Raw genomic sequence first — 14204 nt, forward strand, 5'->3', positions numbered from 1 at the left:
CTAGACTACACGAAGTTCGGACAATCCAGACGGGGCAGCCAATTGGAAATAACTATCGGCCACCCCGCATTACGCCTCATTCCCCCTTGAAACCCCTGGCCAGCAGGTACTGTTCGCGAGAACGGTCCCGCGACGACGACGGCTTGCGCATCTGCACCTTGTCGAACTTGCTGCGCACGTCCTTGAGGTATACGTCGAAGCCTTCGCCCTGGAAGATCTTGATCAGGAAATCGCCGCCGGGCTTGAGCACGCGGGTCGCCAGATCCAGAGCCAGCTCGCAGAGGAACATGGCACGCGGCATGTCCACCGCAGGCGTACCACTCATATTGGGGGCCATATCGGAAATCACAAGGTCTACGTGCGAATCGCCGACTGCCTGGAGAATCTGCTGCAGCACTTCATCCTGGGTAAAGTCGCCCTGGATGAAGGTCACATCAGGGATCGAGTCCATTTCCAGGATATCGGAGGCAATCAGCCGGCCCTGGCCACCAATCAGACGACTGGTCACCTGCGACCACCCGCCCGGGGCCGCGCCAAGGTCGATCACGCTCATGCCGGGGCGGATCAGGCGGTCTTTTTCCTGGATCTCAAGCAGTTTGTAGCTCGCGCGTGAACGGTAGCCATCCTTTTGCGCCTGCTTCACAAAAGGGTCGTTAAAATGCTCTCGCAGCCAGTTGGCGCTGCTTTTGGAACGTTGTACCACGGGGCACCTCGATGATATGCGTCGTGTTTGACTGGGCGGAGCCACAGGCCCTCGGGTAAAATGCCCGTCAATTTTACAGAATCAGACGGAAAGGGTCAGATTATGCCGCTCAATAACGAGCAGAAGAAGCAATACAAGTCCATTGGTCATGACCTGAAGCCGGTCCTGATCGTTGCCGGCAACGGTTTGAATGAAGGCGTGATCGCCGAACTCGAGCGTGCACTCGCCGACCATGAACTGATCAAGGTCGAGATTCGCTCGGAAGATCGCGAAGAACGTGCTGCCGCCATCGCCGAGCTGTGCAAGGCCGGCCGCGCCGAGCTGGTGCAAACCATCGGCAAGAAAGCGCTGATCTATCGCAAGAACCCACAGCCGAACAAGCAGCTGTCCAACATCCACCGCTACAAGTAACGGCGGCTCCGATCAGTGGCGCGCCTGGCGCGCCCTGACCGGTACTGGTTGGGCCACCAGCACGATGCCGGAAAAGCCCAGCACCAGGAAACAGAACATCTGCCAGCGCTCGCCGACCGAGATGCCATAGCGCAAGGTGTAGTACCCCACGCAGGCGGCAAGGCCGAGCAACAGCATCTGGCCACGGAACTGTCGCCACCAGGCCGGCAGGCCGTCGACCCGCGCCAGTACCGCCAACTGCGTCAGCAGCCCGAGCAACGCCACGCCAATCAACCAGCGGTCGATCTGCCCGGCGATGTCCTGCACCAGCAAGGGTGCCAGGCCACTGACCTTGAGTGCCGGCACCAACCCCACATGGAACACCCACAGGCCACCGACCCAGAATACCTGGGCCAGTTGCCAGAGGATCCCCTCCAGGGAAGGCGCCCGCAGGCGCCGGTCAGATGTGCTTGACTTCGACAATCTCGTACTCGACCGTGCCGCTTGGCGTCTTGACGACGACCGTATCACCTTCTTCCTTGCCGATGATGGCACGGGCAATGGGCGCACCGCTCGAAAGCTTGCCCTGCTTCACGTCAGCTTCGTCCTCGCCAACGATCTGGTAGGTCACCTCGTCATCGGTTTCGGTATTGGCCAGCACCACGGTGGTGCCGAAAATGACCTTGCCGGTATGAGGGATGGTGGTCACGTCGATCACGACCGAGTTCTGCAGGCGGCCTTCGATATCGCGGATACGCGCCTCGACCATGCCCTGCTCCTCACGGGCGGCATGGTATTCGGCGTTTTCCTTGAGGTCGCCCAGCTCGCGCGCTTCGCCAATGGCCTGGCTCAGGCGCGGGCGCTCGGTCTTGCTCAGGAACAGGTGTTCCTCTTCCAGGGCGCGAGCGCCCTGGACGGTCATCGGGTACTTGGTAATGCTCATGCTTTAAGTCCTGCATGCAGATCCTGCAAGCGGCGAACGGTCTTTTCAGGGCCGAATTTCAGCGCTTCGCAGATGGCTTCACCAGCCGCAATGGTCGTGGTGCAGTAAATCTTGTGCTGCAACGCATTGCGACGAATCGAGTAGGAATCGGCGATCGACTGGCGGCCTTCGGTGGTGTTGATGATCAGCGACACTTCGTCGTTCTTGATCATGTCGACCACGTGCGGGCGACCCTCGGTCACTTTGTTCACACGGCGCACTTTCAGGCCGGCCGCTTCGATGACCTTGGCGGTACCTGCAGTAGCAACCACTTCGAAGCCCAGGGCGATCAGGTCGCGAGCAACGCCAGCCACTTGTGGCTTGTCGTCGTCACGCACGCTGATGAACGCGGTACCGCCGGTCGGCAGCACTTCGCTGGCACCCATCTGGGCCTTGGCGAAGGCTTCGCCGAAGCTGTCGCCGACACCCATGACTTCACCGGTGGATTTCATCTCAGGGCCGAGGATCGGGTCAACCCCTGGGAACTTGGCGAACGGGAAGACGGCTTCCTTGACGCTGTAGAAGTTCGGGATGATTTCCTGGGTGAAGCCCAGCTCTTTCAAGGTTTTGCCAGCCATCACGCGGGCCGCGATCATGGCCAGGGAGGTGCCGATGCACTTGGAGACGAACGGTACGGTACGCGAGGCGCGCGGGTTGACTTCGATCACGTAGATCTTGTCGCCCTGCAGGGCCAGCTGCACGTTCATCAGGCCGACCACGCCCAGCTCCAGGGCCATCTTGCGCACCTGGTCGCGCACTTCGTCCTGCACTTCCTTGCTCAGCGAGTACGGCGGCAGCGAGCACGCCGAGTCACCGGAGTGAACACCGGCCTGCTCGATGTGCTGCATGATCGCGCCGATCACCACGTCGGTGCCGTCGCAGACCGCGTCCACGTCCATCTCGATGGCGCAGTTGAGGAAGTGGTCGAGCAGCACCGGGCTGTCGTTGGAAACCTGTACCGCTTCACGCAGGTAGCGCTTGAGTTCGTCCAGCTCGTAGACGATTTCCATCGCACGGCCGCCCAGTACGTAGGACGGGCGCACCACCAGCGGGTAGCCGATACCGCCCGCGGCGCGGATGGCTTCTTCTTCGCTGCGCACGGTGGCGTTTGGCGGCTGCAGCAGGTTCAGGCGCTGAACCATCTGCTGGAAGCGCTCGCGGTCTTCGGCGCGGTCGATGGCGTCCGGGCTGGTACCGATGATCGGCACGCCGGCTTCTTCCAGGGCGCGAGCCAGTTTCAGCGGGGTCTGGCCGCCGTAGTGGACGATCACGCCCTTCGGCTTCTCGACGCGGCAGACTTCCAGCACGTCTTCCAGGGTCAGCGGCTCGAAGTACAGGCGGTCGGAGGTGTCGTAGTCGGTGGAGACGGTTTCCGGGTTGCAGTTGACCATGATGGTCTCGTAACCGTCTTCACGCAGCGCCAGGGCCGCGTGCACGCAGCAGTAGTCGAACTCGATGCCTTGGCCGATACGGTTCGGGCCGCCACCCAGGATCATGATCTTGTCACGGGTCGACGGGTTGGCCTCGCACTCTTCCTCGTAGGTCGAGTACAGGTAGGCGGTGTCGGTGGCGAACTCGGCGGCGCAGGTGTCGACGCGCTTGTACACCGGGAACACTTCCAGCTTGTGGCGGTGGCGACGCAGGTTCTTGTCGGTGATGCCGAGCAGCTTGGCCAGGCGCTGGTCCGAGAAGCCCTTGCGCTTGAGGCGCAGCATGTAGTCCTTGTCGATCGCCGACAGGGCCAGGGTCTTGACCTTCTCTTCTTCCTTGATCAGATCTTCCATCTGCACCAAGAACCACATGTCGATGCCGGTCAGGGCGAAGATCTCTTCGCAGGTCATGCCCGAACGCATGGCGTCGGCCACGTACCAGATACGCTCGGCGCCCGGCACGGTCAGCTCGCGCTTGAGGATGCCGGCTGCTTCCGGGCTGGCCAGGTCGACTTTCGGGTCGAGGCCGCAAGCACCGACTTCCAGGCCGCGCAGGGCTTTCTGCAGGGATTCCTGGAAGGTACGGCCGATGGCCATTACTTCACCCACGGATTTCATCTGGGTGGTCAGGCGGGCGTCGGCCTTGGGGAATTTCTCGAAGGCGAAGCGCGGCAGCTTGGTGACGACGTAGTCGATCGACGGCTCGAAGGAGGCTGGGGTACGGCCGCCGGTGATGTCGTTCTGCAGTTCGTCGAGGGTGTAGCCGATGGCCAGCTTGGCGGCGATCTTGGCGATCGGGAAGCCGGTAGCCTTGGACGCCAGCGCCGAGGAACGCGAAACGCGCGGGTTCATCTCGATCACGACCATGCGGCCAGTGTTCGGGCAGATACCGAACTGCACGTTGGAACCGCCGGTTTCGACACCGATTTCACGCAGCACCGCCAGCGAGGCGTTGCGCATGATCTGGTATTCCTTGTCGGTCAGGGTCTGCGCTGGAGCAACAGTGATCGAGTCACCGGTGTGCACGCCCATCGGGTCGAAGTTTTCGATGGAGCAGACGATGATGCAGTTGTCCTTCTTGTCGCGGACCACCTCCATCTCGTATTCCTTCCAGCCGATCAGCGATTCGTCGATCAGCAGTTCCTTGGTCGGCGACAGGTCCAGGCCACGGGTGCAGATTTCTTCGAATTCTTCACGGTTGTAGGCGATGCCACCGCCAGTGCCGCCCATGGTGAACGACGGGCGGATGATGCATGGGAAGCCGAGCTTCTCGAGCACCGCATAGGCCTCTTCCATGCTGTGGGCGATGCCCGAGCGTGGGCACTCCAGGCCGATGTCCTTCATGGCCTTGTCGAAGCGCGAGCGGTCTTCGGCCTTGTCGATGGTGTCGGCGTTGGCACCGATCATCTCCACGCCGAATTTTTCCAGAACGCCATGGCGCTCCAGGTCCAGGGCGCAGTTCAGTGCGGTCTGGCCACCCATGGTCGGCAGGACGGCGTCAGGGCGCTCTTTCTCGATGATCTTGGCCACCGACTGCCACTTGATCGGCTCGATGTAGGTGGCGTCGGCCATGGCCGGGTCGGTCATGATGGTGGCCGGGTTGGAGTTCACCAGGATGACGCGGAAACCTTCCTCGCGCAGGGCTTTGCAAGCCTGGGCGCCGGAGTAGTCGAATTCGCAGGCCTGGCCGATCACGATCGGGCCAGCGCCGAGAATCAGGATGCTTTTGATGTCTGTACGTTTTGGCATGGTTGTCACTCAAATCCGGGGTCAGTCGGCAAGCCGCTTTGAACAATCTGGGTCAGGCGCTGCCGGGCGCGGCAGGTGCCGGCCCGGGGCCTTGAAGCAGGATGCTCAGCGGCGCTTGGCCATGGCATCGGTGAAACGATCGAACAGTGGCGCGACGTCGGTCGGGCCCGGGCTCGCTTCAGGGTGGCCCTGGAAGCTGAACGCGCTCTTGTCGGTGCGCTCGATGCCCTGCAGGGTACCGTCGAACAGCGACTTGTGGATGGCGCGGACATTGCCCGGCAGGGTCGCTTCGTCGACGGCGAAACCGTGGTTCTGGCTGGTGATCATGACCACGCCGGTGTCCAGGTCCTGGACCGGGTGGTTGGCACCGTGGTGGCCGTGGCCCATCTTCACGGTCTTGGCGCCGGAGGCCAGGGCCAGCAGCTGGTGGCCGAGGCAGATGCCGAAGACCGGGATCTCGGTTTCAAGGATTTCCTTGATCGCCTGGATCGCGTAGTCGCATGGCTCGGGGTCGCCAGGGCCGTTGGACAGGAACACGCCATCGGGGTTGAGGGCGAGCACTTCGCTGGCGGGGGTCTGGGCAGGCACCACGGTCACGCGGCAGCCGCGGGCAACCAGCATGCGCAGGATGTTCAGCTTGACGCCGTAGTCGAAGGCGACCACGTGGTACGGCAGGTCGGCAGCGTCGATGGTCGGGTGGCTGTCGGTTTTCAGCTCCCACACGCTGGAGCGCCACTCGTAGCGCTCTTTGGTGGACACGACCTTGGCCAGGTCCATGCCTTTGAGGCCTGGGAAGCCGCGGGCAGCGGCGATGGCGGCCTCTTCGCTGATGTTGTCACCGGCGAGGATGCAACCGTTCTGGGCGCCCTTTTCACGCAGGATACGGGTCAGGCGGCGGGTGTCGATGCCAGCGATGGCGACGACATTGTTGGCCTTGAGGTACTCAGGCAGCGACTGGGTGTTGCGCCAGTTGCTGGCCAGCAGCGGCAGGTCACGGATGACCAGGCCAGCGGACCAGACACGGTTCGACTCGGCGTCTTCCGGCGTGGTGCCGGTGTTGCCGATGTGCGGGTAGGTCAGGGTAACGATTTGCTGCGCGTAGGAAGGGTCTGTAAGGATTTCCTGGTAGCCGGTCATAGCGGTGTTGAATACCACCTCACCAACGGTTTGACCGTCGGCACCAATGGCTTCACCGCGAAAAATACTGCCGTCGGCAAGGGCGAGTATGGCTGGCTTTGTCAAGAAGACCTCCCGTAAATCAAGCATGAAAGGGCGATCGCAGGTTGCAAAAAAGCGGAGTGACGTATGGACACGTCACCCCGCTTTTATGTGCTGAATTCAATTCGCTGCGCGCTTTTAGTGGACACACTAAAGCTGTAGCTTACAGAAAAGTGCGTTTTCGGTCTACCGTATATGTGTCTCTAAAACACATGATTGCGACAGAGGGGTGCGTTGCACCCCATCGCCGGCAAGCCGGCTCCCACAAAGAACGCCACAAGGCTCTGGGCCTGCGCGCTTCCCGTGGGAGCCGGCTTGCCGGCGATGAGGCCATCAAGGCTTAGCGCAGCTCCAGCACGTCCTGCATGTCATACAGGCCCGGCTCGCGACCATCGAGCCACAGCGCCGCACGCACGGCGCCCTTGGCGAAGGTCATGCGGCTGGAGGCCTTGTGGGTGATCTCCAGGCGCTCGCCTTCGGCAGCGAACAGCACGGTGTGGTCACCAACCACATCGCCGGCACGCACGGTGGCAAAGCCGATGGTCTTGCGGTCACGCGCACCGGTCTGGCCTTCACGGCCATACACCGCCACTTCCTGCAGGTCACGCCCCAGCGCATTGGCAACCACTTCACCCATGCGCAGCGCGGTACCCGACGGCGCATCGACCTTGTGCCGGTGGTGCGCCTCGATGATCTCGATGTCGACATCGTCACCCAGCACCCGCGCCGCCATGTCCAGCAGCTTGAGGCTGAGGTTGACGCCGACACTGAAGTTGGCGGCGAACACGATCGGAATGTCCTTGCCCGCCTCGGCCAGCAACTGCTTCTCCTCGACGGTGAAGCCGGTGGTGCCGATGATCATCGCCTTGCCGTGCTTGCGGCAGAACGCCAGGTTCTTCAAGGTCACCGACGGGTGAGTGAAGTCGATCAGCACGTCGAACTCGTCGGCAACCTTGGCCAGGTCATCGGACAGCAGCACGCCGATCCGGCCCAGGGCTGCCAACTCACCCGCGTCAGCGCCGACCAGCGAGCTGTCCGGACGGTCGATCGCTGCGGTCAGCCCGGCACCCGGGGTTTGCTGCACGGCTTCGACGAGGGTCTTGCCCATCCGCCCTGCCGCGCCCATCACTGCAATACGTCGCATAGCCAATTCCTTATCAGAGATCGCCGAAGAAGCGCTTCACGCCATCGAACCAGCCATTGGCCTTGGGCGAGTGGGAGCTGTCGCCTTCGAGCGAGTCACGCAGCTCTTCGAGCAGCTCGCGCTGACGGCGGCTGAGGTTGACCGGGGTCTCGACCGCCACGCGGCACAGCAGGTCACCTGCGCCACCACCACGCACCGGCGCCACACCCTTGCCACGCAGGCGGAACTGCTTGCCGGTCTGGGTGCCTTCGGGGATCTTCAGCTTCACGCGGCCATCGAGGGTCGGCACTTCCAGCTCGCCACCCAAGGCAGCGTCGGTGTAGCTGATCGGCACTTCGCAGTACAGGTGCTTGCCGTCACGCTGGAAGATCTCGTGCTCGCGCACGCTGATCACCACATACAGGTCGCCAGTCGGGCCGCCGTGGGTGCCCGCCTCGCCTTCGCCGGACAGGCGGATGCGGTCGCCCGTATCGACGCCAGCCGGCACCTTGACCGACAGGGTCTTGTATTCCTCGACACGGCCTTCGCCGTGGCACGAGCCGCAAGGGTCGGTGATGATCTTGCCCTGGCCGTGGCAGCGCGGGCAGGTCTGCTGCACCGAGAAGAAGCCTTGCTGCATGCGCACCTGGCCGATGCCGCCGCAGGTAGGGCAGGTGGCCGGGGTCGAGCCCTTCTTGGCGCCGGAGCCATCGCAGGGCTTGCAGTTGACCAGCGTGGGAACGCGGATATTGACCGTGGTGCCACGCACCGCTTCTTCCAGGTTCAGCTCCAGGGTGTAGCGCAGGTCGCTGCCGCGCTGGGCGCCGCCACGCGAACCGCCGCGGCCGCCACCGAAGAAATCGCTGAACACATCACCGAAGATGTCGGAGAAGTTGGCGCCGCCGAAGCCGGCACCACCGCCACCCATGCTGGGGTCGACGCCGGCATGACCGTATTGGTCGTAGGCCGCGCGCTTGCTCGCATCGGACAGCACTTCGTAGGCCTCGTTGGCCTCCTTGAACTGCTCTTCCGACTCTTTGTCACCCGGGTTGCGGTCGGGGTGGTACTTCATCGCCAGGCGGCGATAGGCCTTTTTGAGATCACCTTCACTGGCGCCACGCTCGACACCCAGGACCTCATAATAATCACGCTTTGCCATAGGTCATTTGCACTCTTGGGGGCGTTCGGCATACCTCTGCGCTATGCGCTGTGCCGCAGCAGCTGCCAGCCCGCAGGGCTTTGACAGATGCTGTAAAAATTCTCGTATTCCAGACACACCAACGCGGGAGCAAGCCCCCGCGCGGCGACATCCTACCAGTTCACCGGCTAACGCCGGTGAACTGGCCGACAACATGCAACGATTACTTCTTGTCGTCGCCTTTTACTTCTTCGAACTCGGCGTCAACCACGTCGTCGTGCTTGGCTTCAGGCTCGGCCTGCTGCTGGGCTGCGCCTTCCGGCTGCTGAGCCTGATCGGCGTACATCTTCTGAGCAACCGGTGCCGAGACTTTCGACAGCTCTTCGACCTTGGCGTCGATAGCAGCCTTGTCGTCGCCTTTGACGGCGGCTTCCAGGGCAACCACGGCCGCTTCGATGGCAGTCTTCTCTTCGGCAGTGACCTTGTCACCGGCGTCAGCGACCATCTTGCGGGTCGAGTGAACCAGTGCATCACCCTGGTTACGGGCAGCGGCCAGTTCTTCGAACTTGCGGTCTTCCTCGGCGTTGGCCTCGGCGTCACGCACCATGCGCTCGATTTCCTCGTCGGACAGGCCGGAGTTGGCCTTGATCACGATCGATTGAGCCTTGCCGGTGGCCTTGTCTTTGGCGCCGACGTGCAGGATGCCGTTGGCGTCGATGTCGAAGGTCACTTCGATCTGCGGTACGCCACGCGGTGCTGGCGGAATGTCAGCCAGGTCGAACTTGCCCAGCGACTTGTTCTGCGCAGCCTGCTTACGCTCGCCCTGCAGCACGTGAATGGTCACGGCGCCCTGGTTGTCGTCGGCAGTCGAGAACACCTGCGACTTCTTGGTCGGGATGGTGGTGTTCTTCTCGATCAGCGCGGTCATCACGCCGCCCATGGTTTCGATACCCAGGGTCAGCGGGCTGACGTCCAGCAGCAGCACGTCTTTCACGTCACCGGCTAGTACAGCACCCTGGATGGCAGCACCCATGGCCACGGCTTCGTCCGGGTTGACGTCCTTGCGCGCTTCTTTACCGAAGAAGTCGGCAACGGCCTTCTGCACCATCGGCATACGGGTCTGGCCACCGACCAGGATCACGTCGTCGATCTTGCTGGCGTCGATGCCGGCGTCTTTCAGGGCGATGCGGCAAGGCTCGATGGTACGTTGAACCAGGTCTTCGACCAGCGACTCCAGCTTGGCGCGGGAGATCTTCACGTTCAGGTGCTTAGGACCGGTCGCATCTGCAGTGATGTACGGCAGGTTGACGTCGGTCGACTGAGTCGAGGACAGCTCGATCTTGGCTTTTTCAGCAGCTTCTTTCAGACGCTGCAGGGCCAGTGGATCGTTCTTCAGGTCCATGCCGGACTCTTTCTTGAACTCGTCGACGAGGTAGTCGATCAAGCGCATGTCGAAGTCTTCACCACCGAGGAAGGTGTCGCCGTTGGTGGCCAGTACTTCGAACTGGTGCTCACCGTCGACTTCGGCGATTTCGATGACCGAAACGTCGAAGGTACCACCACCCAGGTCATAAACGATGACGGTGTGGTCGCCCTTGGCCTTGTCCATGCCGTAGGCCAGCGCAGCGGCGGTCGGCTCGTTGATGATGCGCTTGACGTCCAGGCCGGCGATGCGACCGGCGTCTTTGGTGGCCTGGCGCTGGCTGTCGTTGAAGTACGCCGGAACGGTGATGACCGCCTCGGTGACAGGCTCGCCGAGGTAGTCTTCGGCGGTCTTCTTCATTTTCTTCAGGACTTCGGCGCTGATCTGTGGTGGCGCCATGTCTTTGCCGTTGGCCTGGACCCAAGCGTCGCCGTTACCGCCCTTGACGATCTTGTAAGGCACCAGCTTGATGTCTTTCTGCACGACGTCTTCTTCGAAGCGGCGGCCGATCAGGCGCTTCACGGCGAACAGGGTGTTGTGCGGGTTGGTCACAGCCTGGCGCTTGGCCGACTGGCCGACCAGGATTTCGCCGTCGTTGGCGTAGGCCACGATCGAAGGGGTGGTACGCGCGCCTTCGGCGTTCTCGATGACCTTGACGTTACCGTTTTCCAGAATGGAGACGCACGAGTTGGTGGTCCCCAGGTCGATACCGATGATTTTGCCCATGTTTACTCTCCCGAAACTTGAATTTGGTGGCAGCGACTACTTTGGCCAACTGCGGTAATACTTGAAGGCTTGACACTTAGATGGGGATGCCCCGTCGGATTTCAAGCCTTCTCATCGATCGAAGGTTGCGGGGCGGCCGGCGCCTTGCTCACCACTACCTTCGCAGGGCGCAGCAGGCGGCCGTTGAGCAGGTAGCCCTTCTGGAACACGTTGAGCACGCTGTTCGGCTCGACCTCGGCGTTTTCCTGCATGGCCATGGCCTGGTGGTGCTCAGGGTTGAACGGCTGGCCGTGCGGGTCGATGGCTTCGAGGTTGTAGCGCTTGAGGGTGTCCTGGAACATCTTCAGGGTCAGCTCGACGCCATCGCGGATGGTCTTGACCTGCTCGTCCTGGGCGCTCGAATGCGCCAAGGCCAGCTCCAGGCTGTCGATGACCGGCAGCAGGTCGCCAGCGAACTTCTCGAGGGCGAACTTGCGGGCCTTGTCGACTTCCTGCTCGGCGCGGCGGATGCTGTTCTGCGCTTCAGCTGCAACACGCAGGGATTGATCCTTGGCGGCGGCCAGCTGCTCCTCGAGCTCCTGAACGCGGGCGCCGTTATCCACTGGGGCGGCCTCTTCGGCATTAAGGTCTTTCTCGTTCAGCTGTTCGTCAGCCATGGGGTCTCTCCTCTGCAATTTCTGTTGTACGAGCAAAGCTCGCCGTGTCTGCCGGCTATATGGGGCCGGAAAAACCAGCTTCAAGGGGCAAGGCGGTTTTCCAGGCGGCGAGAAAATCCGCCGAGGGACATTGGCAGGGTCGAAAAAAGTACTGTATAAATAACCAGACCTGAACTTCGGGAGCCGCCCCCATGCTGGTGCACCTGTCCATTCACAACTACGCCATCGTCGAACACCTCGACCTCGAACTGGCCCGTGGCATGTCGGTCATCACCGGCGAAACCGGCGCCGGCAAATCGATCATGCTCGACGCCCTCGGCCTGGCCCTGGGCGACCGTGCCGACAGCGGCGTGGTGCGCCCCGGCGCCGACAAGGCGGACATCCTCGCCACCTTCGACCTGGTGGACATTCCCGAAGCACACACCTGGCTGGCCGAACGCGACCTGGACAACGACGGCCCGTGCATCCTGCGCCGCGTCATCACCGCAGAGGGCCGCAGCCGTGGCTACATCAACGGCACGCCCTGCCCCCTGAGCGACCTCAAGGCACTCGGCGAGCTGCTGATCGACATCCACAGCCAGCACGAGCACCAGTCACTGCTCAAGACCGACACCCACCGCCGCCTGCTCGACGAGTATGCCGGCGCCGTCGACCTGGCCCGCCAGGTGCAACTCGCGGCCAAACGCTGGAACCAGACGCGCCTGGAGCGGGAGCGCCTGGCCAACTCCGGCGATGAACAACGCGCCCGCCACCAGCTACTCAGCTACCAGCTGGAAGAGCTGGACAACCTTGGCCTGGGTGAAAACGAACTGGAGCAGCTGGAGCAGGAGCACAAGAACCTGACCAACGCCGAAGCGCTGTTCGGCATCTGCCGCCAGGTCATCGACCAGTGCAGCGAAAGCGACTCGGGCAACGTGCTCAGCGCCCTCACCTCCAGCCTCAACCGCCTTGGCGCTGCGGCCAATACACCCAAGGCCCTGGGCGAAGCTGCCAACCTGATTTCCAGCGCGCAGATCCAGATAGAGGAAGCGGTCGGCGAGCTCAACCGCTTCCTCGACAACTTCGACGCCGACCCGATGCGCCTGCAATCGCTCGAAGAACGCCTGGACACCATCTATACCCTGGCGCGCAAACACCGGGTGCACCCAACCGAGCTGCCGCACCTGCAGCAGCAATTGATGGAAGAACTGGAAAGCCTGAATGCCAGCGACGAGTCGATCGAACGCCTGGGCGAGGAGCTGACCGCCTTTGCCCAGCATTACCAGGCCAAGGCAATCGAGCTGAGCGCCCTGCGCCAGCAGGCGGCCCAGCAACTGGCGATTGCCGTGGAACAGGAAATCCAGCGCCTGGGCATGCCGGGCGGGCGTTTCTGCATCGAGCTCACGCCCAATGAAGGCAACGACCTGTCGCCCCATGGCCTGGAGCAGATCGAACTGCTGGTCAGCGCCAACCCTGGGCAGCCGCTCAAGGGCCTGGCAAAGGTGGCATCGGGCGGCGAGCTGTCACGTATCAGCCTGGCGATCCAGGTCATTACCGCACAGACCTCGCGCATCCCGACCCTGGTGTTCGACGAGGTCGATGTCGGTATTGGCGGGCCTACCGCCGAGATCGTCGGCCAGTTGCTGCGCCGGCTGGGCGAGCGCGGGCAGGTGCTGACCGTGACCCACCTGCCGCAGGTGGCGGCGCAGGGGCATAACCACCTGTTCGTGCACAAGGTGCGCAACAGCGACACCACCCATACCGCCGTGGCCAGCCTGGGCAAGCGCGAACGGGTCGAGGAAGTGGCGCGGATGCTGGGCGGTATCGACCTGACCAAGGAATCGCTGGCCCATGCGCGCAAGATGGTGGTGTCCGGCAAGGCTTGAGGCTGCCTGCATCGACCCTATCGCCGGCAAGCCGGCTCCCACACACGCCTCAAGCATCCTGGGGTAGGTGTAGGAGCTGGCTTGCCAGCGATAGGGCCCGAATAGCCAAACCACATCCAAAGCCAACCCCAGAAAGCACAAAGGCGACCCTAAGGTCGCCTTCGCTATTCATAACGATCGAAATCGTTACTTTTTCTTACGCACATACAGGACCAGGTTGTGGTCCACCAGCTCGTAGCCATGCTCGGCCACGATCTCCTTTTGACGCCGCTCGATTTCGGCATCCATGAATTCGATCACTTCGCTGGTCTCCACGTTGACCATATGGTCGTGGTGACCGCCGTCCGCCAGCTCGAACACCGCGTGACCGCCATCGAAGTTGTGCCGTACCACCAGCCCCGCCGCTTCGAACTGGGTCAGTACGCGATAGACGGTTGCCAGACCGACGTCCTCGCCAGCCTCCATCAGCGCCTTGTAGACATCTTCAGCGCTCATGTGACGTTGCTCGGTCGAATCGAGCATTTGAAGGATCTTGACTCGAGGCAGGGTTACCTTGAGACCGGCTTTGCGCAATTCGCTATTTTCAACCATGGTCAGCTTTCTCGCCGATGCTGCTTCGCAGCTTCTCTTAATACGGGTATGATCGGGGTTTACGTTGTCCAGCCAAGATAGTGGAAGTCGCCCACCGATGCAAAACACCAAGCTCTTGCTAAACAGCCTCGCCCTCGCGGGACTGCTCGCACTCGCCGGTTGCTCGTTTCCCGGGGTTTACAAAATCGACATCCAGCAGGGCAATGTCGT

At 62.3% G+C, this 14204-nt stretch carries 12 protein-coding genes and 1 pseudogene; 3 read left to right on the plus strand and 10 right to left on the minus strand.

Translation table 11 applies throughout. The annotated features are described in order from the left end of the window. Positions 1-76 precede the first annotated feature (76 nt). Positions 77-703, minus strand: coding sequence for a 23S rRNA (uridine(2552)-2'-O)-methyltransferase RlmE (gene rlmE / locus B3E94_RS13715; protein ID WP_176517432.1), 627 nt, complete (start codon positions 701-703; stop codon positions 77-79). Between the two features lie 102 nt (positions 704-805). Here rlmE and yhbY point away from each other — a divergent pair, with 102 nt between their 5' ends. Next, a complete protein-coding gene (gene yhbY / locus B3E94_RS13720; protein WP_054892619.1) occupies positions 806-1114 on the plus strand; it encodes a ribosome assembly RNA-binding protein YhbY in 309 nt (102 codons plus the stop codon). A 12-nt stretch (positions 1115-1126) separates the two neighbouring features. Here the strand turns inward: yhbY and B3E94_RS13725 are convergent, their stop codons facing one another. From B3E94_RS13725 to grpE, 8 genes are all read right to left on the minus strand, one after another. Further along, the gene (locus B3E94_RS13725; protein ID WP_176517433.1) at positions 1127-1576 is read right to left on the minus strand and encodes an MFS transporter; all 450 of its coding nucleotides are present in this window, start codon (positions 1574-1576) and stop codon (positions 1127-1129) included. Next, positions 1554-2036 carry a transcription elongation factor GreA gene (greA, locus tag B3E94_RS13730; protein ID WP_008098898.1) on the minus strand — a complete coding sequence of 161 codons (483 nt, stop codon included), beginning with the start codon at positions 2034-2036 and terminating at the stop codon, positions 1554-1556. Before greA ends, B3E94_RS13725 begins: the two co-directional genes overlap by 23 nt. Continuing rightward, positions 2033-5254: a carbamoyl-phosphate synthase large subunit gene (gene carB, locus B3E94_RS13735; protein WP_176517434.1), complete on the minus strand. Its 3222-nt coding sequence runs from the start codon at positions 5252-5254 to the stop codon at positions 2033-2035. Before carB ends, greA begins: the two co-directional genes overlap by 4 nt. A 105-nt stretch (positions 5255-5359) precedes the next feature. Next, complete coding sequence (carA, locus tag B3E94_RS13740) at positions 5360-6496, minus strand: glutamine-hydrolyzing carbamoyl-phosphate synthase small subunit (protein WP_003249935.1); 1137 nt, start codon at positions 6494-6496, stop codon at positions 5360-5362. 316 nt (positions 6497-6812) lie between these two features. Next, entirely contained in the window at positions 6813-7616 is an 804-nt protein-coding gene (gene dapB, locus B3E94_RS13745; protein ID WP_236193857.1) for a 4-hydroxy-tetrahydrodipicolinate reductase, read from the minus strand. A 13-nt stretch (positions 7617-7629) separates the two neighbouring features. Then, positions 7630-8754, minus strand: a complete 1125-nt coding sequence (gene dnaJ / locus B3E94_RS13750; protein ID WP_286913919.1) for a molecular chaperone DnaJ — start codon at positions 8752-8754, stop codon at positions 7630-7632. A 202-nt stretch (positions 8755-8956) separates the two neighbouring features. Continuing rightward, on the minus strand, positions 8957-10882 hold the full coding sequence (gene dnaK, locus B3E94_RS13755; RefSeq protein WP_176517371.1) for a molecular chaperone DnaK: 1926 nt from the start codon (positions 10880-10882) through the stop codon (positions 8957-8959). A gap of 101 nt (positions 10883-10983) precedes the next feature. Further along, positions 10984-11538, minus strand: a complete 555-nt coding sequence (grpE, locus tag B3E94_RS13760) for a nucleotide exchange factor GrpE (RefSeq protein WP_286913922.1) — start codon at positions 11536-11538, stop codon at positions 10984-10986. A gap of 191 nt (positions 11539-11729) precedes the next feature. Between grpE and recN the strand changes: the two genes are divergently transcribed. Next, positions 11730-13403 carry a DNA repair protein RecN gene (gene recN, locus B3E94_RS13765; protein WP_286913924.1) on the plus strand — a complete coding sequence of 558 codons (1674 nt, stop codon included), beginning with the start codon at positions 11730-11732 and terminating at the stop codon, positions 13401-13403. A 186-nt stretch (positions 13404-13589) separates the two neighbouring features. Here recN and fur read toward each other — a convergent pair whose 3' ends face one another. Beyond that, on the minus strand, positions 13590-13994 hold the full coding sequence (gene fur / locus B3E94_RS13770) for a ferric iron uptake transcriptional regulator (RefSeq protein WP_008096237.1): 405 nt from the start codon (positions 13992-13994) through the stop codon (positions 13590-13592). A 97-nt stretch (positions 13995-14091) separates the two neighbouring features. On the opposite strand from fur, the pseudogene B3E94_RS13775 reads away from it, so the two are divergent. After that, positions 14092-14204, plus strand: a pseudogene (locus B3E94_RS13775) (outer membrane protein assembly factor BamE); the annotation flags it as partial.

Source organism: Pseudomonas sp. UBA6315 (genome assembly GCF_002438125.1).
In the GTDB taxonomy this organism is placed as follows: Bacteria; Pseudomonadota; Gammaproteobacteria; order Pseudomonadales; family Pseudomonadaceae; genus Aquipseudomonas; species Aquipseudomonas faucium.

What these genes read in the sequence shown, in the direction of transcription:
- greA (WP_008098898.1), bottom strand. Translation starts at nt 2,036, where the DNA reads ATGAGCATTACCAAGTACCCGATGACCGTCCAGGGCGCTCGCGCCCTG.
- recN (WP_286913924.1), top strand. Translation starts at nt 11,730, where the DNA reads ATGCTGGTGCACCTGTCCATTCACAACTACGCCATCGTCGAACACCTC.
- dapB (WP_236193857.1), bottom strand. Translation starts at nt 7,616, where the DNA reads ATGCGACGTATTGCAGTGATGGGCGCGGCAGGGCGGATGGGCAAGACC.
- yhbY (WP_054892619.1), top strand. Translation starts at nt 806, where the DNA reads ATGCCGCTCAATAACGAGCAGAAGAAGCAATACAAGTCCATTGGTCAT.
- dnaK (WP_176517371.1), bottom strand. Translation starts at nt 10,882, where the DNA reads ATGGGCAAAATCATCGGTATCGACCTGGGGACCACCAACTCGTGCGTC.
- dnaJ (WP_286913919.1), bottom strand. Translation starts at nt 8,754, where the DNA reads ATGGCAAAGCGTGATTATTATGAGGTCCTGGGTGTCGAGCGTGGCGCC.
- grpE (WP_286913922.1), bottom strand. Translation starts at nt 11,538, where the DNA reads ATGGCTGACGAACAGCTGAACGAGAAAGACCTTAATGCCGAAGAGGCC.
- fur (WP_008096237.1), bottom strand. Translation starts at nt 13,994, where the DNA reads ATGGTTGAAAATAGCGAATTGCGCAAAGCCGGTCTCAAGGTAACCCTG.
- carB (WP_176517434.1), bottom strand. Translation starts at nt 5,254, where the DNA reads ATGCCAAAACGTACAGACATCAAAAGCATCCTGATTCTCGGCGCTGGC.